The 23771-nt window shown below is 71.3% G+C and carries 22 protein-coding genes; 13 read left to right on the top strand and 9 right to left on the bottom strand.

The window, feature by feature from the left end:
• Positions 1-105 precede the first annotated feature (105 nt).
• From ACWC1K_RS10970 to ACWC1K_RS10990, 5 genes are all read right to left on the bottom strand, one after another.
• Positions 106-879, bottom strand: coding sequence for a succinate dehydrogenase iron-sulfur subunit (locus tag ACWC1K_RS10970; protein WP_450830273.1), 774 nt, complete (start codon positions 877-879; stop codon positions 106-108).
• On the bottom strand, positions 879-2633 hold the full coding sequence (sdhA, locus tag ACWC1K_RS10975; protein ID WP_450830275.1) for a succinate dehydrogenase flavoprotein subunit: 1755 nt from the start codon (positions 2631-2633) through the stop codon (positions 879-881). The genes ACWC1K_RS10970 and sdhA overlap by 1 nt, the downstream gene beginning before the upstream one ends.
• Before the next feature lie 22 nt (positions 2634-2655).
• Positions 2656-3138, bottom strand: a complete 483-nt coding sequence (locus ACWC1K_RS10980; RefSeq protein ID WP_450830277.1) for a succinate dehydrogenase hydrophobic membrane anchor subunit — start codon at positions 3136-3138, stop codon at positions 2656-2658.
• A gap of 5 nt (positions 3139-3143) precedes the next feature.
• Positions 3144-3524: a succinate dehydrogenase, cytochrome b556 subunit gene (gene sdhC / locus ACWC1K_RS10985; RefSeq protein WP_037884595.1), complete on the bottom strand. Its 381-nt coding sequence runs from the start codon at positions 3522-3524 to the stop codon at positions 3144-3146.
• A gap of 255 nt (positions 3525-3779) precedes the next feature.
• A complete protein-coding gene (locus ACWC1K_RS10990; protein ID WP_450830279.1) occupies positions 3780-4295 on the bottom strand; it encodes a 2-oxo-4-hydroxy-4-carboxy-5-ureidoimidazoline decarboxylase in 516 nt (171 codons plus the stop codon).
• 218 nt (positions 4296-4513) lie between these two features.
• Here ACWC1K_RS10990 and ACWC1K_RS10995 point away from each other — a divergent pair, with 218 nt between their 5' ends.
• The 3 genes from ACWC1K_RS10995 (at position 4514) to ACWC1K_RS11005 (ending at position 7488) form a co-directional block, all read left to right on the top strand.
• Complete coding sequence (locus ACWC1K_RS10995) at positions 4514-6121, top strand: family 20 glycosylhydrolase (protein ID WP_450830365.1); 1608 nt, start codon at positions 4514-4516, stop codon at positions 6119-6121.
• A gap of 200 nt (positions 6122-6321) precedes the next feature.
• Positions 6322-6825 carry a hypothetical protein gene (locus tag ACWC1K_RS11000; RefSeq protein WP_450830367.1) on the top strand — a complete coding sequence of 168 codons (504 nt, stop codon included), beginning with the start codon at positions 6322-6324 and terminating at the stop codon, positions 6823-6825.
• 96 nt (positions 6826-6921) lie between these two features.
• A complete protein-coding gene (locus ACWC1K_RS11005) occupies positions 6922-7488 on the top strand; it encodes a hypothetical protein (RefSeq protein ID WP_450830281.1) in 567 nt (188 codons plus the stop codon).
• Positions 7489-7530: 42 nt separating this feature from the next.
• Here ACWC1K_RS11005 and ACWC1K_RS11010 read toward each other — a convergent pair whose 3' ends face one another.
• Positions 7531-8025 carry a DUF1877 family protein gene (locus ACWC1K_RS11010; protein WP_450830283.1) on the bottom strand — a complete coding sequence of 165 codons (495 nt, stop codon included), beginning with the start codon at positions 8023-8025 and terminating at the stop codon, positions 7531-7533.
• A gap of 167 nt (positions 8026-8192) precedes the next feature.
• On the opposite strand from ACWC1K_RS11010, the gene ACWC1K_RS11015 reads away from it, so the two are divergent.
• Positions 8193-8585: a hypothetical protein gene (locus ACWC1K_RS11015; RefSeq protein ID WP_450830285.1), complete on the top strand. Its 393-nt coding sequence runs from the start codon at positions 8193-8195 to the stop codon at positions 8583-8585.
• Between the two features lie 116 nt (positions 8586-8701).
• Here ACWC1K_RS11015 and ACWC1K_RS11020 read toward each other — a convergent pair whose 3' ends face one another.
• Positions 8702-10948, bottom strand: a complete 2247-nt coding sequence (locus ACWC1K_RS11020; RefSeq protein ID WP_450830287.1) for an N-acetylmuramoyl-L-alanine amidase — start codon at positions 10946-10948, stop codon at positions 8702-8704.
• A gap of 236 nt (positions 10949-11184) precedes the next feature.
• Between ACWC1K_RS11020 and ACWC1K_RS11025 the strand changes: the two genes are divergently transcribed.
• The 6 genes from ACWC1K_RS11025 to ACWC1K_RS11050 all read left to right on the top strand — a co-directional run bounded on the left by ACWC1K_RS11025 (position 11185) and on the right by ACWC1K_RS11050 (position 14708).
• Positions 11185-11802, top strand: coding sequence for an RNA polymerase sigma factor (locus ACWC1K_RS11025; protein ID WP_450830289.1), 618 nt, complete (start codon positions 11185-11187; stop codon positions 11800-11802).
• The gene (locus ACWC1K_RS11030; protein ID WP_450830291.1) at positions 11799-11924 is read left to right on the top strand and encodes a hypothetical protein; all 126 of its coding nucleotides are present in this window, start codon (positions 11799-11801) and stop codon (positions 11922-11924) included. The genes ACWC1K_RS11025 and ACWC1K_RS11030 overlap by 4 nt, the downstream gene beginning before the upstream one ends.
• Complete coding sequence (locus ACWC1K_RS11035; RefSeq protein ID WP_450830293.1) at positions 11917-12684, top strand: hypothetical protein; 768 nt, start codon at positions 11917-11919, stop codon at positions 12682-12684. Before ACWC1K_RS11030 ends, ACWC1K_RS11035 begins: the two co-directional genes overlap by 8 nt.
• Positions 12685-12838: 154 nt before the next feature.
• On the top strand, positions 12839-13270 hold the full coding sequence (locus ACWC1K_RS11040; RefSeq protein ID WP_450830295.1) for a hypothetical protein: 432 nt from the start codon (positions 12839-12841) through the stop codon (positions 13268-13270).
• A gap of 62 nt (positions 13271-13332) precedes the next feature.
• Positions 13333-13983: a hypothetical protein gene (locus ACWC1K_RS11045; RefSeq protein ID WP_450830297.1), complete on the top strand. Its 651-nt coding sequence runs from the start codon at positions 13333-13335 to the stop codon at positions 13981-13983.
• 95 nt (positions 13984-14078) lie between these two features.
• Positions 14079-14708, top strand: coding sequence for a hypothetical protein (locus ACWC1K_RS11050; protein WP_450830299.1), 630 nt, complete (start codon positions 14079-14081; stop codon positions 14706-14708).
• A gap of 78 nt (positions 14709-14786) precedes the next feature.
• On the opposite strand, the gene ACWC1K_RS11055 is transcribed toward ACWC1K_RS11050, so the two are convergent.
• Entirely contained in the window at positions 14787-18575 is a 3789-nt protein-coding gene (locus ACWC1K_RS11055) for an nSTAND1 domain-containing NTPase (protein WP_450830301.1), read from the bottom strand.
• Positions 18576-19140: 565 nt separating this feature from the next.
• On the opposite strand from ACWC1K_RS11055, the gene ACWC1K_RS11060 reads away from it, so the two are divergent.
• Together ACWC1K_RS11060 and ACWC1K_RS11065 are read left to right on the top strand one after the other, a co-directional pair.
• Positions 19141-19803, top strand: coding sequence for an RNA polymerase sigma factor (locus ACWC1K_RS11060; protein ID WP_450749622.1), 663 nt, complete (start codon positions 19141-19143; stop codon positions 19801-19803).
• Positions 19803-20870: a hypothetical protein gene (locus ACWC1K_RS11065; protein WP_450830302.1), complete on the top strand. Its 1068-nt coding sequence runs from the start codon at positions 19803-19805 to the stop codon at positions 20868-20870. Before ACWC1K_RS11060 ends, ACWC1K_RS11065 begins: the two co-directional genes overlap by 1 nt.
• A gap of 209 nt (positions 20871-21079) precedes the next feature.
• On the opposite strand, the gene ACWC1K_RS11070 is transcribed toward ACWC1K_RS11065, so the two are convergent.
• Positions 21080-21916 (bottom strand): L,D-transpeptidase family protein, encoded by an 837-nt coding sequence (locus tag ACWC1K_RS11070; RefSeq protein WP_450830303.1) that lies wholly within the window; start codon positions 21914-21916, stop codon positions 21080-21082.
• Positions 21917-22158: 242 nt separating this feature from the next.
• Between ACWC1K_RS11070 and ACWC1K_RS11075 the strand changes: the two genes are divergently transcribed.
• Positions 22159-23757 (top strand): acyl-CoA mutase large subunit family protein, encoded by a 1599-nt coding sequence (locus tag ACWC1K_RS11075; RefSeq protein WP_450830305.1) that lies wholly within the window; start codon positions 22159-22161, stop codon positions 23755-23757.
• Positions 23758-23771: the final 14 nt, after the last annotated feature.

Raw genomic sequence — 23771 nt, forward strand, 5'->3', positions numbered from 1 at the left:
GTACGCGCACGGCCCCACGAGCAAGGGCCCCGCCCCCGGAACGGATTCCGGGAGAGGGGCCCTCAGCGGCGTACGGAAGACGTACGACAGACCTGCGAAAGGAGGTCAGAAGCGGCGCGTGATCAGCGCCCGCTTCACCTCCTGGATCGCCTTCGTGACCTCGATACCGCGCGGGCAGGCGTCCGTGCAGTTGAAGGTCGTACGGCAGCGCCACACGCCGTCACGGTCGTTGAGGATCTCCAGGCGCTGCTCGCCCGCCTCGTCGCGCGAGTCGAAGATGAAGCGGTGCGCGTTGACGATGGCGGCCGGACCGAAGTACTGGCCGTCGTTCCAGAAGACCGGGCAGGACGAGGTGCACGCGGCGCACAGGATGCACTTCGTGGTGTCGTCGAAGCGCTCGCGGTCCTCGGCGGTCTGGAGACGCTCACGCGTGGGCTCGTTCGTGTCCTTCGTGATGAGGAAGGGCATGACGTCCCGGTACGCCTGGAAGAACGGCTCCATGTCGACCACGAGGTCCTTCAGGACCGTCAGGCCCTTGATGGGCTCGACCGTGATCGGCTTCTCGGGGTTGATGTCCTTGATGAGGGTCTTGCAGGCAAGACGGTTCTTGCCGTTGATCCTCATCGCGTCCGAGCCGCAGATGCCGTGGGCACAGGAGCGGCGGAAGGTCAGCGTGCCGTCGAGGTCCCACTTGATCTTGTGGAGGCCGTCGAGGACGCGCTCCTTCGGGTCGATCTCCAGCTGGAAGTCTTCCCAGACCGCCTCCGCCGAGACCTCGGAGTTGAAGCGGCGGATGCGGAAGGTGACCGTGATGTACGGGGAGTCGGCGAAGCCGGGCTCGGGGGCCGCGTCCGCCTTCTCCAGAGTCGGGGTTGCCATCAGTACTTACGCTCCATCGGCTGGTAGCGGGTCTGGACGACCGGCTTGTAGTCGAGACGGATGGACTCGGTGCCGTCGTCGCCCACCTCGCGGTACGCCATGGTGTGGCGCATGAAGTTGACGTCGTCGCGGTTCGGGTAGTCCTCGCGGTAGTGACCGCCGCGGGACTCCTTGCGGGCCAGCGCCGACACCGCCATGACCTCGGCCAGGTCGAGCAGGTTGCCCAGCTCGACGGCCTCGAGCAGGTCGGTGTTGAACCGCTTGCCCTTGTCCTGGATCGCGACGTTCTTGTAGCGCTCGCGCAGCTCGGCGATCTTCTCGACCGCGGTCTTGATCGTCTGCTCGGTGCGGAACACCATGACGTTCGCGTCCATGGTCTCCTGCAGCTCACGGCGCAGGACGGACACACGCTCGGTGCCGGTGGAGGTACGCAGCCGCTCGATCTGCGAGACGACCAGCTCCGCCGGGTTCTCCGGGAGCTCGACGAAGTCCGCCTTCTGGCTGTACTCCGCCGCCGCGATGCCGGCCCGGCGGCCGAACACGTTGATGTCCAGCAGCGAGTTGGTGCCGAGGCGGTTGGCGCCGTGCACCGACACACAGGCGACCTCACCGGCCGCGTACAGGCCCGGGACGACCGTCGTGTTGTCGCTGAGGACCTCACCCTCGACGTTCGTCGGGATGCCGCCCATCGCGTAGTGCGCGGTGGGCTGGATCGGGATCGGGTCCGTGTACGGCTCGATACCGAGGTAGGTGCGCGCGAACTCCGTGATGTCGGGCAGCTTGGCGTCCAGCTGCTCCGGCGGGAGGTGCGTGAGGTCCAGGTAGACGTGGTCGCCCTCGGGACCGCAGCCGCGGCCCTCGCGGATCTCCGTGTAGATGGAGCGGGAGACGACGTCACGGGACGCGAGGTCCTTCATGACCGGCGCGTACTTCTCCATGAAGCGCTCGCCGTCCTTGTTGCGGAGGATGCCGCCCTCACCACGGGCGCCCTCCGTCAGCAGGATGCCCATGCGCCAGATGCCGGTCGGGTGGAACTGGAAGAACTCCATGTCCTCCAGCGGCAGACCCCGGCGGTAGACCGCGGCCTGGCCGTCACCGGTCAGCGTGTGCGCGTTCGACGTCACCTTGAAGAACTTGCCGCAGCCGCCGGACGCGTAGATCACGGCCTTCGCCTGGAAGACGTGGATCTCGCCGGTCGCCAGCTCGTAGGCCACGACACCGGCCGACTTCTTGATGCCGTCGACCTCGGTGATCAGCTGGTCGAGGACGTAGAACTCGTTGAAGAACTCCACGCCCTCCTTCACGCAGTTCTGGTACAGCGTCTGGAGGATCATGTGGCCGGTGCGGTCGGCCGCGTAGCAGGACCGGCGGACCGGGGCCTCGCCGTGGTTGCGGCTGTGGCCGCCGAAGCGGCGCTGGTCGATCGTGCCGTTCGGGGTGCGGTTGAACGGCAGGCCCATCTTCTCCAGGTCGAGGACGGAGTCGATGGCCTCCTTCGCCAGGATCTCGGCGGCGTCCTGGTCGACCAGGTAGTCACCGCCCTTGACCGTGTCGAAGGTGTGCCACTCCCAGTTGTCCTCCTCCACGTTGGCCAGCGCGGCGGCCATGCCGCCCTGCGCGGCGCCCGTGTGGGAGCGGGTGGGGTAGAGCTTGGTCAGCACGGCGGTGCGGCTGCGCTTCGTGGACTCGATGGCCGCGCGCATGCCCGCGCCACCGGCGCCGACGATGACGGTGTCGTACTTGTGGATCTTCATGGTGGTTGCCTCAGCCCCGTGCCTAGCGGATGTTCGGGTCGAAGGTGAAGATCACCAGCGTGCCCAGCAGGATGGTGAACACCGTGGCGGTGTAGAGCAGGCCCTTGAGCCACAGCCGGGTGTTCGCGCGCTCCGCGTAGTCGTTGATGACCGTGCGCAGGCCGTTGGCGCCGTGCAGCATCGCGAGCCACAGCATCAGCAGGTCCCAGACCTGCCAGAACGGGCTCGCCCAGCGGCCCGCCACGAAGGCGAAGCCGATCTTCGACACGCCGCCGTCCAGCACGAGCTGGATCAGCAGGTGGCCGAGGACCAGGACGACCAGCACGATGCCGGACAGGCGCATGAAGAGCCAGGCGGCCATCTCGAAGTTGCCCCGGGTCGACTTCGGGGACTTCTTGGTGCGCTTGCGCGGGGCCTCGATGAGGGGCGCCGGGTTGTCCACGTTGTAGAGCGAGCCGCCCTCGACGGGGCCGATCCCGGACGCGGTGGTGTCAGTGGTGGCCATCGGTGTCAGCTCCCGAACAGTTCACGAGCGGCGTGACCGAGGACGGGGTAGATCGCCCCGAGCATCAGCACGACCCACAGGCCTACGACGGACCAGAGCATCTGCTTCTGGTAGCGCGGGCCCTTCGACCAGAAGTCGACGGCGATGACGCGCAGGCCGTTCAGCGCGTGGAAGAGGATGGCGGCGACGAGGCCGTACTCCAGCACAGCGACGATCGGGGTCTTGTACGTGGCTACGACCTTGTCGTAGTCCTCGGGTGAGACACGGACGAGAGCGGTGTCCAGCACGTGAACGAACAGGAAGAAGAAGATGAGGACGCCGGTGACTCGGTGAGCCACCCAGGACCACATTCCTTCCCGGCCGCGGTACAGCGTTCCAGCCGGCACGGAAGTCCCTCCGGGAGCGGGGATTGGGGCCGCGCCGGCTTTGCCTGTCGGTCGGGCCCGGCCGGGTACGGTCCACCGGCCCCCAGCATGGTAGCCAGCCGCCGGCTTGACGCTTACAGGGGGCCTACCGGTGTGATCAAAGTGGCACGCGTATGGGTTAGCGTTTGCGGCTTCTGAGGTGGGGTGTCCTGGTTCAGTTGCCGGGTGCGGCGCCGTGGGGGCTTGTCGCGCCCACGCGGCGGAAGCCGCAGATCGTCACAGCCCCGCGCCCCTGAGGGAGTGGCCCAGCCGCTGCCTTGCGAGGCGCCGGAGCTCTTCAGCCGCAATGACCCGTTCTTCCTCCGCGTCGTTTGCCAGACGTGACCGGATGCCCGCCAGCGTGTGGTCCAAGGTCTCGTTCGCGTCCAGGCCCTCCAGGCAGATCACGAAGGCGTGGCCGAACTTCGCCTCGTATGCCGCATGGGCCGCGCTCAGGGCCGTGTAGGCGATTGCGTACGTTTCGTCCGGCAGTGGCGGCAATGTCTCGCCTGCCAGGGCCTCCGACAGATCTGTCGGGGACAGGTCGTATGCCGCCTCGTCCGCTGCGGCGAGTAGGGAGTCGATGTCCGGGTACGGGCGATGGTCTGCCACCCGGTGGGCCCAGCGGAGGCTGCGGAGGCAACCCAGGAGCAGGTTGCGGGCCTCTTCCGTGGGCGCGATGTTGAAGGCGTCCAGGATGGTGGGCAGCGTCGGTATGGCGGCGACTCGGCCAGGAAGGTGTGTGGGCGTCACGTGTGTTTCGGCAGAGGATGCTGTGAGAGCTGCGAGAGATGTGGTCTTACGTTATCGAGATTGGACGCGAGGTGTCCGACGGATGCCCGAATTTCACCCGCAAGAGAGACTTTTGGGATGCGTGGTGGACGCGTCGTGTTGTCTGTGGGCTTTAGGTTGACGCTGTGAGCCAGCACAGGCGCCGGTCTCCGGCGCGGAACGTGAAGCAGCAGCGGCGCATGATCATCGCGGGTGCGTTCGCCGGGACCGTCGCGCTCGGGATCGGCCTGGGGTTCTGGGCCTCCGGTGACGACAGCGGGCCGGCCGGGTCCGCGCAGAAGCAGTCGCCGTCCGCCGGCAGATCCCAAGCGCCCAGCGCCTCGGGCGGCCGGAGCCCGGCGCCGCGCCCGAGCCGTTCGTACCCCCTGTCGAAGGCCCCGCAGACCATCCCCGCCGTGCGCTCCCACACCGCGGCGCGCGGGCCCGGCTGGCGTCCGGTGCGCGGCGAGCGGGTCGTCGTGAACGATGCCGACCTGGCCGACGAGGGGCGCCTGATCGCCGGTGAGCTGGGGCTGACGTACGCGGGGGAGAAGGACGACGTGCAGGCCGGGGACGTACGGCTGGCGCTGAACGACGACGAGGGGGCGAACCCGGAGTCGTATGCGATGACCGTGCGCGGTGGCCGGGTCACCATCAGCGGGCCGACGGATGCCGGTGTGTTCTACGGCACGCGGACGCTCAAGCAGGAGGTGCGCGGCGGGGGTACGGCGCCGGAGGGGGTGGTGAACGACCGGCCGGCCAAGGCGGTGCGCGGGTTCATGCTGGACATCGCGCGCAAGCACTTCACCGCGGGCTGGATCGAGGACCGGGTGCGGGAGCTCGGGGACCTGAAGTTCAACCAGCTGGGGCTGCACTTCTCCGACGACCAGGGGTTCCGGATCCAGTCCGACACGCACCCCGAGATCGTGTCGCAGCAGCATCTGACGAAGGCCGAGGTGAAGCGGATCGTCGATCTGGCCGCCGGCCGGCACATCACCGTCGTGCCCGAGATCGACTCGCCCGGGCATCTGGGGGCCGTCATCGCCGCTCACCCCGATCTGCAGCTGCGCAATGTGCGGGGCGTGGCGGCGAAGGGTGCCGTCGACATCTCCAAGCCCGCTGCCGCCAAGATCGTCGACGATCTGCTCAACGAGTACGCCGGGCTGTTCCCCGGCAGCCAGTGGAATCTCGGCGGTGACGAGTACCTGGCGCTGATGGTGTCCAACCCGGCCGCCTCCTATCCGCAGCTGGCCACCGCCGCGGTGAACAAGTACGGACCCGCCGGCACCGTCTCCGACCTGACCACGGGATGGCTCAACGACCGTGCCGACACGATTCGGGCCCACGACCGGACCATGCGGGTGTGGAACGACGGGTTCTTCCGGGGGACGTCCGTGCAGCCCGCCAAGGATCTGCAGGTCGGGTACTGGACGGGCAAGGAGATCGGCGCACGGCAGCCGGTGGAGTATCTGAGCGCCGGACGGAAGCTGATCAACTACAACGACGAGTTCCTGTACTACGTCCTCGGGCAGCCCAACAGGTTCTTCTACCCGACCGGGCAGCGGATCTACGAGCAGTGGACACCGCTCGTCGTGCGCGGCACGCAGGCGGTCCCGTCGCGGTACGACGGGCAGATTCTCGGCGGGTCCTTCGCCGTCTGGTGCGACCTGTCGAACTCCCAGACGCAGGACCAGGTCGCGGCCGGGATCCGGATGCCGCTGCGGGCGACGGTGCAGAAGCTGTGGGATCCGGGGCGGCCGGGGCTGTCGTGGACGCAGTTCAAGGCGCTGGCCGGCCGGCTGGGCTGACCGCCCCCGAACGGCCTGGGCTTTCTTGGCCCATACAGCTGCGAACTGTCGTACGACTGTGGTGTATTCGGCGCGAGCCGAAGGTACTGCGCCTTCCCGGGGGGTGACCCCCGGACCCCCAGCAGAAAGGCAGGTCAGCGGGGGTTACCGGTGCGGACGTTGCGAGGCAGATCTGAATGACACAGCCGTGGGGGGCCGGGATGGGCTACTGGGGGTATTTCGTCGTGGGCCGCAGCGAGCGGCCGCTTGCGGAGCTCGACGCGCTCGCCGGGGTGAAGGGCATGGTGCAGCGGTCGTCGGCGGCCGGTGGCTGGCAGGTCTGGGAGTATCCGAGCGGGGATGGCGAGGTCGGGAACATGAACGTCCTCGCCGCCGAGACCGGGGCGCCGGCGCTCTTCGGGTACGTCATGGACAGCGCCTCGGTCGTGGTCGAGGCGGCGGCGCCCGAGAGCGGGGCGTGGACCACGTGTCTCGCGCGGGCCGCGATGGCCGGGTACCTCGGCGCCGCGAGCGAGGGGCTCACCATCGAGGACTACTTCCTGGAGCCCCGGGACGCGGCCGACCGGGCGGTCGCGTGGGCCGCCGAGGCGGGGCACGACGTGGACACCGGGCCGTTGCTGGACGTACTGACCGCCGACCCCGATCCGTTGGCCGAAAACCTGTTTTTCCAGTTGCTCGACCGGCTCGGTGTGGTACCGCTGTGACACTCCCGGGCCGTCGCACGCAGTAAGGGGAAGTGCGGGCTCCGTAAGGGAAGAGCCCTGCTGGGCCCGGTACGGGACCCGCAGAAGGAGGCGTGGATGAGCCTGGTGGAACTGATCGCTCAGGCCGACGACCGCGGACTGGCCGCCAGCGGGTTGGCTTGTTTGGATCGGTGTGTGCCGCTGCTGGGCGGTGATGACGAGATCCTGCGGCCGCTGTGGGCCAGCCTCGCGGACTCCGGTGACGTCGGTGAGTGGGGTGCGCGGCTGGAGCACGCGCGGCTGAAGCTCACCGGGGGCGGGGAGTACGACGAGTCCGTCGAGGACGAGGCCGCGTTGCTGGCCCGGCGGATGCTGGCGGCGGCGCCGGTCGACCGGGCGCCCGCTCAGGTGCGGGTGTGGGCCGACGCCTGCTCCGTCGCGGCGCTGCAGATACACCGGCTGCTGGATCCCATGGACGATGCGGCGTCCTCGGTCGACTCCCGGCGGGAGGGGCGTACGGAGGGGATGTCTCCGCTCGTTGCCGCGGAGCTGCGGCGACAGGTCACCGTGCTGGAGCTGCTTGCGGGGCATGGGGCGGGGGGACTGCGCCGTGCGCTGGAGGTGTCCATCGAGGGGCGGCGGGTTTTGCAGGCGGTGGTGTCGCGGAGGGCGCGGCGCGGGTAGAGCGGTAACGGTTGGTGGGCGCCGGCGCCCCAAGGCACGAAGTCAGCGCAGCAGGCACTTCACCACCGCGTCGCCGTACTCGGCGGTCTGGGTGTAGAACGCCGTCAGGTCGCGGTGGGCCGAGGTGATGAGGGCGTGGGCTTCCTGTTCTGAGGCCGGGCCGCCGTAGCGCGGGAGGAGGTGCTCGCGGGCCCCGTGCCACAGGGTCTCGATGTCGGCCGAGGTGAGGAAGGCCGCCACCCGGGCCGCCTGAGCCGCGGTCAGCAGGAGAAACGGTGGGTCTTCGGGGGCGTGGTGGGGGACCGGGCGGCCGCCGAGGACCACATGGGTCCGGGGGCCCTCCTCGGCGCGGGTCGGGGGTGCGCCCGCGTAGAGGGTGTCGTGGTCGACGTAGTGGTGGTCCAGCATCTCCTCGCGGTGGCGGTCGATCCGTCGGCGCACGGTGTCCCAGTCGTCCTCGAACAGCCGTTGCAGCCAGGTCGCACTGTTGCGCAGGGCCGAGGGCGGCACCGCGCGGAGGTGGAAGTACAGGCTCATCAGTGAGAGGAGCGCGCGGAAGGGGCAAAGCGTCACTCCCGGGAAAAGCGCGCACCTGAGGGAGTCCTGTGACCGTCCTGCGGTGGCAGTGGGGCGGTCCTGCGCCGGTATCGGGGACTCCCCGGAAATCGCGTGACGGATGGCCCGCCGACCCCGCTCCTGTCTATGTGACTACCTTCCACGAGACCAGGCCGAGCGCGGCGACGAAGCCCGTGCGGTGGGCGGCGGACGCGGTCGCGGCGATGCGCGAGGGGGCGCGGCTGCGCCTCGACTACTCGGCGCAGAGCCTGTGGCGCGTCGACCGGATGATCGAGGGGATACGGCAGGAAGGGGCGCCGTACGCCGCGGTGGAGAGCGTCTTGCGCGGTTTCGGGGCGTACGCCGGTGAGGTGATCGTCCGTCAGACGGGCGCCGAGTGGTGGGCGACCGGCGGCGACCACTGGATACGCACTCCCGACGGCCGGATGTGGGACCCCTTCGACGAGGCCCGGCGCTGCTGGAGCGGGGACGGTTCGCTGCGGCTGCTGTGCCGGGACGCGACCGGCGGCGCCCGAAGGTGACCGCGGTACGGCGCTGCCGAACACCATCGCCGGACCGGGCGCCCACCCCGCGAGCTGCGCAGGAGCGGACGCCCGGACCGCTGGAGACGGCGATGTGAACTGCCGGGAGTCGTCGCCTACTTGATGTAGACCAGGCCGTCCGTCGTGACCGTCGGGCGGCCGCTGGTGCCGACCACCACGATCTTCACCGTGTGCTTGGCGCTGGACGACCAGGTCTTCGTCCAGATCGCCTGGCGGTACAGGGTGGTCGACGACTTGAGGTCGACGGTGCCGACCTTCACGCCGTCGACGTAGACGTATGCCTGGCCGGAGGTGGTGGCGCGGCTGACCACCCAGGAGGCGGAGCGGCCGGTGAAGGTCCAGGTCAGGCTCGCGCCCTTCGCACCGCTGGAGTACGACTTCCCGCCGAGGTAGCTGGTGGAGGAACGGGCCGTCCAGCTGCCGGACTTGGTGGCCGAGGTCTCCTGAAGGATCACCGGGGTGAAGGACGCGGACGACGTACGGGTGTTGCCCGCGTAGTCGTACGCCTTCATCGACCAGGTCCCCGCGGTGCCGGACGCGGCGGTGCGGCTGGAGCTGGTGGTGGTCGGGCCGAAGGTGGCCGTCGTCGGGGTCAGCAGGCTCACCGACTTCAGGGCGGCGTTGTCGGTCGCCTTCCAGCCGAGGGTGACCGGGACGGCGCTGGTGTTGACCGTGCCGGTGCGCAGGGAGAGCTTCGGCGCGGTGGTGAAGGTCGGGGCGGTCGTCTCCGCGACGACGTTCAGCGCGGCGGTCGTCGTGGTCTTTCCGGACTGGTGCACGGCCCGCACGGCGACGGTGTGGGTGCCCGGGGCGAGGGTCGCGCCGACCGAGGCGGACGTGCCCGAGGCGGTGGCGGCGACCTTGCCGTCCACCAGCAGCTCGAACCTGGAGATCAGCGAACCGGGCGTGGTCGTCGACCACTTCGCGGTAATGGCGCCCTTGGTGTAGTACGTCGAACCGGACAGGCCCGCTCCGGACAGCGAGGTCAGCTTCAGCCCCTGCACCGGACCGGACGCCCAGGCGCGGACGGTCGGCAGCTGGGCGTAGAGGGAGCTGCCCGGGCACTGGGTGTTGTAGCCGTCCCGGTGGCCGGAGATCCGGTTGAAGGGGTACGAGCTGCCCGCGGTGAAACCGGTCCCGAAGTAGTTCGTCTGGGTCGCGCCGGCCTTGAGCTGCACGGTGGTGGCCGGGTCGGCCCCGTACTGGCCGAGCTTCCAGGCCGCGATCCGGGCGATCGAGGTCAGGGCCGCGTCGGTGGCACCGGTGGTGGTGTAGTCACCGAGCACCGCGATGCCGGCCGACTCCCGGTTCCAGCCGTAGGTGTGCGCGCCGAGCACCGGGCGGTCGACGCCGCCCTTGCGGCCCTCGAAGACCGTGCCGCACTTGTCGACCAGGAAGTTGTAGCCGATGTCGTTCCAGCCGTTGGTCTGCGTGTGGTACGCGTAGATGCCCCGGACGATCGCTGCCGAGTCGGCGCACGAGTAGTCGTTCGTACCGTCCGTGTGGTGCACGAACACGGCCTTCACCTCGGCGTTGTACTCCGAGGGGTCGGGGCTGAGCGACTCGTCCGCGCCCCAGCCGGCCCGCGAGACGATCGGCGGCTCGGGCACGGTCGACGGCGGCGCGGTGGGCGTGGTGGCCGTGGGGCTCGCGGAGGTGCTCGCCGAAGGGGATGCGCTCGTCGAGGGGGACCCGGAGTCGCTCGGGGAGGCCGAGTCCGTCGGCGACGCGGAATCGGTCGGAGACACCGAGTCGGTCGGTGACGCGGAGTCGGTCGGTGACGCGGAGTCCGTCGGCGAGGCGGAGTCCGTGGGCGTCACGTCCGCCGCGTACGCGGCCGGCTCGGCCTTCTGCTCGGCGGCGGTCGCCACCCCCGGGTCGACCAGGTCGACCTCGAGCCCCTTGGGCAGGGCGGAGCCGGTGGAGCCGTCCTTGTGGACGACCTGGACCTGGACGCCGTCGGAGGGGCCGACCCACAGCGGTTCGGAGGCACCGCGCGCGCCGGCGCCCGCCTGCGGGTCCTCGAGCGGGTCGACGTTCGCCTCGAGGTCCTTCCAGGCGGTCCACTCGCCGGTCTCGCTGCTGCGGGTGCGCACCTGGGCCGTGCCGTGCAGCCGCTTGCCGGCGTCCTTCCAGGAGACACCGAGCATCGAGAACTGCTCGGTCCCCGTGCGCGGCAGCTCCCGCTTGCCGCCCGCCGTGCTCTTCAGGGCCAGGTCGTAGACCTTCGCCGGCCGCCTGGCCTGTCCGTGCCCGGAGGAGGGCCCGGCCACCGCGTACGTCGCCACACCCCCGCCGCCCAGTACCACCGCGCCGAGCGTGATCCACGCCCGTCGCTTCATGCTCAGCGGTCTGTACGCACGCGTACCGCGAAGACTCACTAACCCCACCCCTAGAAAGAGACCATGGCTGCCACACCTGTCACAGGACAGATGGCACTTACACACAGCGCTCGGCTCTGACCAAACGTCACTGCGCGGCAGCTGGGGTGTCGGCGCCGGCCTGTGACACTTCCGTGAGGGGCGGCGCAGTCTCTGACGTACCACTTGCATCACTCGTACGGACGACGAGGACAGTGTTGGGCCAGGGACGCGGACCCCGCCGAGGACAGACGTACGACGGGGAGCTGGGCGCGGCCGTCGCGCGGGCCCAGGAGGGGGACGAGGCCGCCTTCGCGGTCGCGTACCGGATCGTGCAGCCCAGCCTGCTCGGCTATCTCCGCGGGATCGTCGGCGACGACGCCGAGGACGTGGCGTCCGACGCCTGGCTGGAGATCGCCCGGGACCTGCGGCGCTTCAAGGGCGACGGGGCGGGCTTCCGCGGCTGGACCGCGACCATCGCCCGGCACCGCGCCCTGGACCACCTGCGCCGGCAGAAGGTACGGCCCCGGTCGTCGGCGCTCGAACAGGACGTGCTGGAGCTGCCCGGCACCCACAACACCTACGACCAGGCGCTGGAGGCGCTCTCCACCGAGCGCGCCCTGGAACTGGTCCGCAGCCTGCCCCGCGACCAGGCCGAGGCCGTGCTGCTGCGCATCGTCGTCGGCCTCGACGGCCCCGCCGCGGCACGCGTGCTCGGCAAGCGCCCCGGGGCGGTGCGCACGGCCGCCCACCGGGGGCTGAAGCGCCTCGCGGCCCGGCTGGGCACCCCAGGTGTGACGAATGAGGATCCCAGGACGCTGGGGGAGTCGAAATGAACGTCGACGGCGCAACGAACGTCAACGACGGAATGAACATCAATGACGGAATGAACGTCAACGACGGCAGGGACGGCCGCGAGGGCCGGCCGTCGGACACGGATGGATACGGACATGGGTGAACGGCAGAGCGACGGCAGTGCCCGCGGCGGCCGTCGGCGCGTACACCCCGGCGGGACCCTGTCGGGCACCGAGGACTGGGCTGCCGGATCCGTCCTGGAGAGCCTGCTCACCGACGCGATGTGCTCGGGCGCGCTCGACGCCGACGCCGAGCAGCGGGCGGTGGCCGCGTTCCGGGCGGCCCGCGACGCCGGGACGCTACGCGCGCGGACCCGGCGCCGGGACGACTGGCGCCCGCGTGAGCACGCCCGGGCCCGCCGCTCCCTGCGGGCCACGCTGACGCTGGCCCTGGCCGGACTCACCATGGGCGGTGTCGCGTTCGCGGCGATCGGCTCGGTGGGCGGCTCCTCGCACGACGACGGGAAAGCGGCCCGGCAGCGGCAGCACGCACCCCTCGTGCCCTCCGCGCGGGCCTCCGGTACGTCCGGTGCCGACGCCGGGCCGGACCAGCCGGAGACGGCCAAGGACACCGAGGCGCACTGCCGGGCGTACGAGAAGAAGCTCGACGGCAACGGCAAGGCGCTGGACTCGACGGCCTGGCAGCGGCTGATCGCGGCCGCGGGCGGCGAGGCGAACGTCACCGCCTACTGCGCCGAGCAACTCGGCAGGTCCACGGCCACCCCCAAGCCGGGCAAGGACGACAAGACCGCCAAGGCCGAGAACACCCCGAAGGCCGACACCACCGGTAAGGCCGACACGTCCGACAAGTCCGAGAAGCCGCGGAAGAGCGCCGGCAAGACGAGCGGCAAGACCGGGAACTGACCACCGGCCGAGTCGGCTCACCGCCGTCAGCAGGGCCTCCGCCGGCGGAGGACTTCCCCGAGTTGATTACGGCCCGCACCCGACTCGCTGATCAACCCCGCACCCCGGAGATTCGGTTCTGCCTGAACCCGACCGGACAGAAGGGAGCGGGGCCGTGTCCCGTTCACTCCGTAAAAGAATCGCCGGCGCCCTGGCTGTGGTCGCCCTCGCGGGCGGGTCGCTGACCCTCGCCGCCGGCGGGGCCGACGCCGCCACCTCTCCGCCGCCGCGCCCCTTCCCCCACCCCGCCTGCAACTCCCCCGTCTTCACCGCCTGCGTCGAGATCGTCAACCAGAGCGTGGACGCGTACAGCTGGCGTATCAGTGTCACCGAGCCCAACGGCCACCGGTGGAACCGCTGCCTCACGGGCGGCCGGCCCGGTGAGACGAGCTACTACCCGAGCGTGTGGTTCTCCAACAGCGACCGGGTCTCGCTGACGGCCTTCCGCGCAGGGAGCTGCGAGGGCTGGAGCCAGAACGACGACTGGTGGGGCGACTGGCGCTCGACCCCGGACCAGTACCACCTGATCGTCGTCAACAGGCACTGACCGCCGTACACCGCTCGCACACCAGACCCTCCCCCCCTCATTCCCCGCAAGGAGCCACCCCAGTGCGCCCCCACGCTCTGACGACCCCCGAAGCAACGCCCACAGTGACCAAGAAGGGCAAGCACCGCCGCTGGCTGGCGCCGGTGCTGAGCCTGGGTCTCGCCCCTCTCCTCCTGCTGGCCTCGCCCGGCTCCGCCTCGGCGGACACCTGGTGCTGGAAGCCGGACGGCTACAACATCCGCAAGGGCGACACCACCTGGGCCAAGGCCCAGTCCCAGGCCGGCAACACCTGGCAGGACTGGGTGTGGCGCGGTCCCACCTTCCGCTGCCCCACGAACGCACCCAGCTGCGGCTACGCCTGGCAGGAGTCGAAGACGTCGGGCTGGCAGTGGTCGGTCGGCGTCAGCGTCAGCAATCCGGTCCCCTGGCTCAACCAGGTGCTCGCCAGCATCACCCCCTCCTACGGCCGCAACGGGTCCACCACGACCTCATTCACCTTCAGCACGAACCTGAGCCCGGGGCAGTACGCCCAGCCGATCCAGGTGGTGGAGCGCCGCTGGACGCAGGGCACCTTCGTCGGCGCCTTCCGCACCGACCACTCCGGCTGCGAACACGGCAGCGAGCGGTACTGGTGGGACGGCAACTACCAGTGGGGCCACTGGGAGTCCAACCTCCGGGTCAACGACTACGGCACCTACAACATCTGGCGCTGACACCCCAGACCGGCCCGGCCCCGGTGTTCCTGCACCTGCACCGGGGCCGGGCCTCCTTCTCTCGCGACCTCGGACCCCGTGAGGAACCCCCAACCATGCACCCGCGCCGTCTGTCCCGCACCGCCCTTTCCGTAGCCGCCGCCCTCCTGTGCGGCCTGCTCACCTCCTGCTCCACGGGCAGCGCATCCCCGGCCGCGGCCAGTGCTGCCCCCAGCCGTGCCGCTCAGGGGACCAGCAGCTCGCCCGCCCCCACGGTCGACTCCTCGCCCAAGACCCTGCCGCCTTCCCGCCTGTGCGCCGTCCTCGACCGGTCCGCCGCCCGGCAGGTGCTGACCAACCCGAAGCCGGCTCCCCGCCTCGCACCCGGCAAGGGCACGGCCGGCGACTCGTGCAGCTACGCCTCCGGCGACGGGACGGCCCTGCTGACCCTCAACCCGTCCGCGCGCTCCTACGACGCCGAGGTCTCCGCCTCGCACCGCCTGGTCCGCGACCCCGCGTCGGCGGGCATGAGCGAGGTGAAGGTCACCGAGGTCGACGGGCTGGGGCAGGGCGGCTTCAGCGAGAGTGCCGAGGTGCTGCAGCCGAGGCAGAGCGTCGCGTACGTGGTGTGGCGCGCCGGTTCCCGCACCTGGGTGCTCACCCTCGCCACGCTGCCCGCCGGGTCGAAGGGCGGCGCCGATCAGCTCGTACCGCTGGCCCGGAAGCTCACGCGCCGGCTCAGGTGAGAGCGCGGACGAATACGGCCCACGCCTCAGGCGCCACGCCGGGGTGCGCGGCTTGGGGAGCCGTGAACCGGCTGTGCATCAACCCCCGCAGACCCGCTGGTACGGCACGTCCCGCACGTAGTTCTGCCACTGCGCCCGCGTCAGCCCCCCGCCTCCCGTCCGGGCGCACACCGTCGTCACCGCCCGCGCCGGATCGACGGTGTAGCGCTGGAGCGGAACGTGCGCGCTCGCCGCGTACAGCGTGCCGCTGTCGGCGCTGAAGGCCACGGTGTCGATCTTCTCGCCGGGCGTCGTCAGGAGGCCGCCCAGCGGCTGCTGCGTGGCGATGTCCCACAACTGCAGGCTCCCCGTCTCACCGGCCACCGCCAGCGTGGTGCCGTCGGGGCTGACCGCGAGCGCGCTCACGCCCTCCGAGGTGTCGCCGGTGAGCACGTCGCCTCCGTCCGGGAGCGCGGGGAAGACGCTTCCCAGGATCCCCCGCTTCTGCCGGAGACCGGCGTCCCACACCGCCACCCGGCCCGACTGGTCCCCGGCGGCCAGCAGCGAGCCGTCCGGGGCGAAGGCGAGCGCTCCGATGCCGTCGATCTGGACCAGGTCGTGGTCGGTGACCTTGCCGGAGGGCAGAGCGGCGACGCGGTTGTCACCGACCAGGACACGGCTGTCGGGGCCGATGGCCAGGTGGCTGCTGGACAGGCCCGGCAGGAGGGCCGTCCTGCGGCCGCGCGCCGTGTCCCAGACCTCGTCCACCGGGTGGGCGGCGGCGCCGGTGCGGGCGGCGTAGAGGGTGCGGGCGTCCGGGGCGAGGGCGATCGTGACCGCCGCCGCGGTCGACGCCTTCGCGGCCAGGTCGAGCGTGGCGCGCACCCGGCCCTTGGTGAGGTCCCAGATGGTGAGCGGCTGCCGGGAGGTCAGGCTGCTGGGTGCCGAGACGCCATAGGCGAACGCCTTGCCGTCGGGGGTGAACGCCAGCAGCGCGAAGGTGTCCCGCGCGGACACCGGTGCGGAGGGGTCCGTGGAGACGGGGAGCCGCGGGGCGGGCAGGGTGCGCAGCAGACGGCCGTCGTGGGGGTCGAGCAGGTCGACGCGGTAGTGGTCGCCGATGCGCCGCGCGGTGGCGAGGGTGCGGCCGTCGGGGCTGAGCAGCGTCCTGTCCAGCGGCTGCTCCCGCCAGGCGGAGGTGGTGGCGGCCGAGACGTCCAGCGTGTGCACGGTGCCGCCCTCCAGGTAGCGGAGCAGCGGGCGGTCCGGGTCCCACTCCAGTTGGCCGTAGAGATGCTGGTTGTTCTGGGAGTGGCGGAACACCGGGGCCTCGACGCCCAGCCGCCACACCCTGATCTCCTGGCCGTCGGCGGTCGCGAGGAACCTTCCGTCCGCGCTGAAGGAGAGGTACTGCACACCCGGGTCCCGGAGGTCGGCCAGGTGCCGCCCCGACCGGACGTCCCAGACACTCGCCCCGCCCGCGGTCAGCGCGGCGAGCCTCTCCCGGCCTTCGGCCGGAGGGACCCCCGGCTCGCTTCGCCCACCGCCGAGGGTGAGCAGCGACTGGTCCCGGCCGCAGAACTCCCCGCCGTGTTCCCAGCCGCCGGGGAGCGTGCGTCCGCCGCCGCCCAGGTCCCGTACCTGTGGCGCGCCTCCCTTGAGGGGGCAGGACGCGACGAGCCGGCCGTCCGCGCTCACCGCCACCACTTGCGCGTTCTCCGCCCGCGTGGCGAACAGCGGCCTTCCGTCCGCGGCCGCGCGCACCTGCACCTCGGTGTCATCGATGTCGCTGACGACATAGGTGTTCCCGGAGAACCCCACGAGGGACGAACCCGGCAGCAGGCCGCCGCGCCATTGCCCGGCGGCCGTGTCCCACAGGCGTACCCCGTCACTCCCGTGGACCGCCAGCAGCCGCCCGTCGGGGCTCACCGCGTCCACCCTGCCGTCGCTGGGCAGCCGCCCGGAGGCGAGCCGCCGGTGGTCCGCCACGTCCCAGGTCCGCCAGGTGCGCCCCTCGACGGTGAGCAGGGTGCGGCCGGACCCCGTCAGGAAGCGCGCGGCGTCCTCGCCCGGCTCCGGGTCGCTGAAGCTGTCCGCTTCCGGCTGGGCGAGGGAGCCCAGCAGCGCCCGCCGCGTCTGTGGCAGCCGGGCCACGCGCCAGGCGGCGACGCCCAGCAGCTGCGCGGTGCGCGGGTCGGTCGTGCGCAGGGAGTCCGCGACGTCGGCGATCCGGCGGGCCGCTTCCTGGGTGCGCCGGCGCTCGTTGTCGTCGTAGGCACGCCAGACGGCGACGGCCGTCAGCAGGGCCACCGCCAGGACGGCGGACAGGGACACGGTCAGGAACCGGTGCCTGCGGGCGGTCCGGGCGGCGGCCCGCTGCTCCGCCGCACGGGCCTCCAGCGCGGCGGCCAGGAAGGCCCGCTCCGGCACCGTCAGCGCGAGGTCGGCCGCAGGGGCCGAGAACAGCTCCTCGGCGCGGGCCAGCCGGCTGCCCCGGTACAGGTCCCCCGGGTCGCGTTCGTGTTCCAGCCAGGTCCGGGCCGCGTCCGCGAGCATCCGGTGGTGCCGCAGCCGCTCCCGGTCCTCCTCGATCCAGCCGTGCAGCCGGGGCCAGCAGGTGATCAGGGCCTCGTGGGCGAGCTGGAGGCCGGTCTCGTCGGCGGTCAGCAGCCGGGCCCGGGTCAGCCGCTCCACCACCACCCGCACATCGGCGTCCGCCCACTCCTCCAGCTCGGCCCGGGTGAGCGGGCGACGGGTGTCGGGGGTGCCCTGACCCGGCTCGACCATCCGCAGCAGCACCCGCCGGGCGGCACCCGCCTGGGCCGGGGACAGCCCGCCGTACACCTTCTCCGCACTCGCCGCGATCGCGCCCCGCACTCCGCCCGCGGCCTCGTACCCGGCCAGGGTGAGCATCCGGCCCTTGCGGCGGCGCCAGGTCTCCAGCAGGACGTGCGAGAGCATCGGCAGCCCGCCGGGTTCGCCCTGCACCTCGTCCACGAGGCGGGCGGTCAGCGTCCGCTCCACACGGCATCCGGCCGCCTGCGCCGGTCCGGTCACCGCCTGCCGCAGCTCGTCCGCCGTCATCGGGCCGAGCAGCAGCCCGGCGCCGTGCAGCGCGTCCGCGAGGCCGCGGTGCTCGGCGCAGCGGGCGTAGAAGTCGGCGCGTACGGCGACCAGCACGCGCAGTCTGCTGTCGGGGGCGCGGGCGGCGAGCAGCAGGTCGACGAAGCGGGAACGTTCCTGTGGATCGCGGCAGAGGGTGAAGACCTCCTCGAACTGGTCCACCACCACCCAGCTCTCCGGCTCGTCCTCGGCCGGGCTCAGCAGATGGCCGTACGTCGTGGCCGGCCTGGCCCCCGGGGTGAGGATCCGCAGGACGGCCGGGCAACCACGCGCCGCGATCTCCTCCTGCAGCCGGGGGATCAGCCCGGCCCGCAGCAGCGACGACTTCCCACTCCCCGAGGGCCCGAACAGCACCGCGAACCGGTGCTCGCACACCAGGTGCCCGACCTCGTCGACCATCCGGGCCCGGCCGAAGAACAGATGCCGGTCGTCGGGCTCGAACCGGGCCAGACCGCGGTACGGCGACGGTGCGTCCTCGGTGTACTCCGCGGGAGCCTGGTCGGCCTCCGCCTCGGCGGCCTTCCAGCGCAGCTCCCATCCGGCCGGGTCGCCCCCGCAGGCGCGCACATAGCCCTGGACCACGGCGAGGGACGGAAGCCGTTCACCGGCGGCGGCCAGCGACAGCGCGGTCGCCGAGAACCCCGCCGCCTTGGCCATCGTCCGGTACGAGGGGCTGCCGGCGGCCTTCCGCAGCTCCCTCAGCTCATGCGCGAGTCGTTGAACGGGCCCCGCTGCCGGGTCCACCGGTCTCTCGGGACGCCCCATGACACGCACCTCCTGACACCTGATGAAGGTGTCATCGTTGACATTCGGGCGACGACCATACGGATCGCACGTCAACAACCGGGTGTCATCGAGATGACAGGCAGGTGACCACAGCCGGGCGGTCGTCACCCAGGACGCTCAGGAACCTCGGCGTCCGTAACGGCTCAGCTCATCGGTGCGGCTGGAATCAAGTGCGACGTATCGGGCTGTTGGTCACGCGCCGGACCATGCCGGTCACGAATCTTGTCGCATCGCCGCAGGCCAGACCCTCAAACCGAAGCAACGGCCGGGGCCGCCACCCCCCACAGGAGAGGCCCCGGCCGTCGCGCGGTCGGGCCGCGCGGCGGCCCGTACTCTCTACAGCGCCGTGAGTGCGGTTTCTGTCACACCCCGGGTACGGTGAGCCCCCTCGCAAGGTGGTTGCATGGTGTCCGGACATGGACGAGCAGCGGTTTCAGGTCGTAACGTGCCTTTCGCGCCGGGCGCGGGAGGCGAACGACCATCGCGGACCATCGCAAACGATCGGCGGCCTCGACGCCGCGACCATCGAACGAGGAACCATCGGGTGCTGGGGGACGACGCGGAGCTGACCACCGCGGTGCTTGCGGCACAGGACGGGAACGAGACCGCGTTCCGGACTGTGTACCGAGCCGTGCATCCGCGGCTGCTCGGGTACGTCCGCACGCTCGTGGGCGATCCGGACGCCGAGGACGTCACCTCCGAGGCCTGGCTGCAGATCGCCCGTGATCTGGACCGGTTCAGCGGCGACGCGGACCGCTTCCGCGGCTGGGCCGCCCGGATAGCCCGCAACCGCGCGCTGGACCACATACGGATGCGCGGCCGCCGCCCGGCGATCGGCGGCGACGAAACGGAACTGACCGGCAGGGCCGCCGAGTCCGACACCGCCGGCGAGGCCATGGAGTCCCTGGCCACCGACCACACCCTCTCGCTGATCGCCCGGCTGCCGCAGGACCAGGCCGAGGCCGTCGTGCTGCGCGTGGTCGTGGGCCTCGACGCCAAGACCGCCGCCGAGACGCTCGGCAAGCGCCCGGGTGCCGTACGTACGGCGGCGCACCGCGGTCTGAAGCGGCTCGCGGAACTGCTCGGCGAGGATCCGGAATCGAGCGTCGGCCTGGACGGGCTGCCGCCCCAGAGGGAACCGCGCGGCCGCGCGGTGACGTCCGCGAGTGTGACGCAAAGCGTCGCGCGGACGCAGAAGGACATGTGATGGCCGACGAGCGCTGTGCCTTTCCGGAGGATTCGGAGTCCGCCGACGGCTCCGCCGCGGGCCCGACCCCCGCCTGGTGGCTGGACAGTGAAACAGCGGAGCTCCTGCTGCGCGGAGAGTCACTCGACACGGTCGACGCCGCCTCCCGCGACCAGGCCGAACGGCTCGCGAAGACCCTCGACGGGCTGATCGTCGAGACCCCCCTGAGTAGCGCCGAACTCCCCGGCGAGGCCGCCGCGCTGGCCGCCTTCCGCGCGGCGCGCGCCGGTGCGCTCCCCGAGCAGGCCGCCGCCGGGCTCCACCGTGGCCGCCCCCGGACGTCCGATGCCGGTCTCGTCCGCATCGGCGGCTCCGCTCCGGCCCCCCGGCGCTCGCGCTGGGGCCGGCCCGCGCGCTTCGGGCTGACGGCCGTACTGGCCGCCGGCATGGTCGGCGGTGCCGCGTTCGCGGCGACCACCGGGGTGCTTCCGGGGCCGTTCGGCCACGACGAACCCGGCCCGGTGGCCTCGGTGTCGGTCGGCGCGAGCCCCGAGCGCCCGCTCGTGTCGCCCTCGCAGAACAGCGCCCTGGGCGACCCGACCCCGGACGGCTCCACTTCCCCTTCCTCCGGCCCGACGGCCCCGCACGGCTCGACCGGCGGCGGCTCCTCGGCCAAGCCCGGCTCCGGCTCCGACGACGGGCGGGCCACCGGCGGCGGCTGGTGGCTCGGAGCCCCGTCGGCCTGCCGGGACGTGCGCGACGGCAGGGAACTCACCGCCGACCGCAGGCGGGCCCTGGAGGGGGCGGCGGGCGGCTCCGGCGCGGCCCGCGTCTGGAAGTACTGCAAGAACGTTCTCGCCGGCACCGAAGGCGCGCACCGCGGCGACGACAAGGACGGCAAGGGCAAGGGCGGACAGGGCGACCAGAACGGCAAGGGCGGCGACCAGGGGGATCAGGGTGGTGACGGCGACGGCCACCACATAGCCCCCGGCCCCGTCGTCACACCGTCCCCCCTCCCGCCCTTTCTGCCAAGGCAGCTGGTGACGACACCGACCCCGTCCCCCGAGCCGACCTACAGCGCGCTGTGACCTGCGGTTTTGCGCTCGCGGAATTTTTCTTCGGCCCACCAGTAACGTTTTCGGCCCCACCCGCGCAGTACTGAGTGAGCCGACTGGTCATCGGCCGTCGCACAGAGCCGGGGTTCCCCCCGTACCCACGGCTCGTGCATCGGCGCGGGCGGGACACGTTCCCCCGGTTCCGCCCGCGCCCCACTCACTTCTCTCCCGGCCTCCGGGTCTCAGCGGTACACGACGACCTTGTCGCCGTCGTTCACCTGTGCGTACAGGTCCGCGATCGCCGACTCGTCCCGGACGTTGACACAGCCGTGCGAGGCGCCGGCGTAACCGCGGGCCGCGAAGTCGTAGGAGTAGTGCACGGCCTGGCCGCCGCTGAAGAACATCGCGTACGGCATGGACGAGTCGTAGAGCGTCGACCAGTGGTGGCGGGACTTCCAGTACACGTGGAAGACGCCCTCGCGGGTGGGCGTGCCCGTCGCGCCGAAGCGGACCGACATCGTCGACACCGTCCGCCCGTCGATCATCCAGCGCAGGGTGCGGCTCGTCTTGTCGATGCACAGCACCCGCCCGGTCAGACACCGCGGATCGGCGGGGCCCGCGGGCTGACCGCCCATCAGATACAGCTCCCACTTGCCGGGTTCGTGCGTCATCCGCAGCAGCCGCTGCCAGGTCACGGTGTCCGTCCGCCCGGTCTTCGGCAGCCCGCGCTTGCCCTGGAAGCCCTTCACGGCGTCCTCGGTCAGATCGTCGTACGTCCCGGTCGGACCGTCGTAGAGCCAGGCCACCTGACGCAGCCGGGCCTGGAGTTCCCGCACGTCGTCCCCGGAGTCGCCGCGGGACCACAGCACGGCGGGACCGGCCGTCGAGGGCGACGCGCTCGGCTTGTCCTCGGAGCCGGAGCCGGAGCCGGAGTCCGGTTCGGACTTGCCGGAGGGAGTGCTGCTCGGCAGCTGGATGTGCACGGGCGAGTGCCCCTTGCCGTCCGTGCCCTCCACGGTGCAGCCGCACACGGCGGCCAGGGCCGCGAGAGCCGCCGCGGCGGCGATCGATCTCCCCATGCCCGTCATACGCACAGCGCCCCCCGGCGTCTCACCGAGGCCACCCACAGCCCCGCGTGTCACCTGAGATGCTGCCCGCGGATGACTCGTTGCGAACGGCGGTGCATGGTTGTGACGGAGACCGCAAAACCGCTGTGAGGAAGCTCCCAGCGTGCTCCCCTCCACCGACTGCACGCACCCCGCTACAGTCCGCAGGAGGGTCGGTCTGTACTGGCCAGTAACTCAGCGGGAGGCATCACACCATGGCGCGCGAGTCGGGCAGTGCTCGATCTACTGAGAGTGGACTGCCCATCGAACCGGTCTACGGGCCTGAGGACCTTGCGGGCTGGGACCCGGCCGAAAAGCTGGGTGAGCCGGGCTCGTACCCCTTCACCCGTGGTGTCTACCCGTCCATGTACACGGGCCGCCCCTGGACGATGCGCCAGTACGCCGGTTTCGGCACGGCGACGGAGTCCAACGCCCGCTACAAGCAGCTGATCGCCAACGGCACGATGGGCCTGTCGGTCGCCTTCGACCTGCCGACCCAGATGGGCCACGACTCCGACGCCCCGATCGCGCACGGCGAGGTCGGCAAGGTCGGCGTGGCGATCGACTCCGTCGAGGACATGCGGGTGCTGTTCGGCGGCATCCCGCTGGACAAGGTCTCGACGTCGATGACGATCAACGCGCCGGCGGCCCTGCTGCTGCTCATGTACCAGCTGGTCGGCGAGGAGCAGGGCGTACCGGCCTCCCAGCTCACCGGCACCATCCAGAACGACGTGCTCAAGGAGTACATCGCGCGCGGGACGTACATCTTCCCGCCGAAGCCCTCCCTCCGGCTGATCGCCGACATCTTCAAGTACTGCAAGGCCGAGATCCCGAAGTGGAACACGATCTCGATCTCCGGCTACCACATGGCCGAGGCGGGCGCCTCCCCCGCGCAGGAGATCGCCTTCACCCTGGCCGACGGCATCGAGTACGTCCGCACGGCGGTCGCCGCCGGCATGGACGTCGACGACTTCGCACCCCGGCTCTCCTTCTTCTTCGTGGCCCGTACGACGATCCTCGAAGAGGTCGCCAAGTTCCGTGCGGCCAGGCGCATTTGGGCCCGGGTGATGAAGGAGGAGTTCGGCGCGAAGAACCCGAAGTCGCTGATGCTGCGCTTCCACACGCAGACCGCGGGCGTCCAGCTGACGGCCCAGCAGCCGGAGGTGAACCTGGTCCGGGTCGCCGTCCAGGGCCTGGCCGCGGTCCTCGGCGGCACCCAGTCGCTGCACACGAACTCCTTCGACGAGGCGATCGCGCTCCCCACGGACAAGAGCGCCCGCCTCGCCCTGCGCACCCAGCAGGTGCTGGCCTACGAGACGGACGTGACGGCGACCGTCGACCCCTTCGCGGGTTCCTACGTCATCGAGAAGATGACGGACGACGTGGAGGCGGCCGCCATCGAGCTGATGGCCAAGGTGGAGGAGCTGGGCGGCGCGGTCAACGCGATCGAGCACGGCTTCCAGAAGTCCGAGATCGAGCGCAGCGCCTACCGCATCGCCCAGGAGACCGACTCCGGCGAGCGGGTCGTGGTCGGCGTCAACCGCTTCCAGCTGGACGAGGAGGAGCCCTACGAGCCGCTCCGAGTCGACCCGGCCATCGAGGCCCAGCAGGCGGAACGCCTGGCGAAGCTGCGCGCCGAGCGTGACCAGCCGGCGGTCGACGCCGCCCTGGCGGCCCTGAAGAAGGCGGCCGAGGGCGAGGACAACGTCCTCTACCCGATGAAGGACGCGCTGCGGGCGCGGGCGACGGTGGGCGAGGTGTGCAACGCGCTGCGTGAGGTCTGGGGGACGTACGTGCCCTCGGACGCCTTCTGAGCTGGGGTTTTCCA

Source organism: Streptomyces sp. NPDC001492, assembly GCF_053597275.1.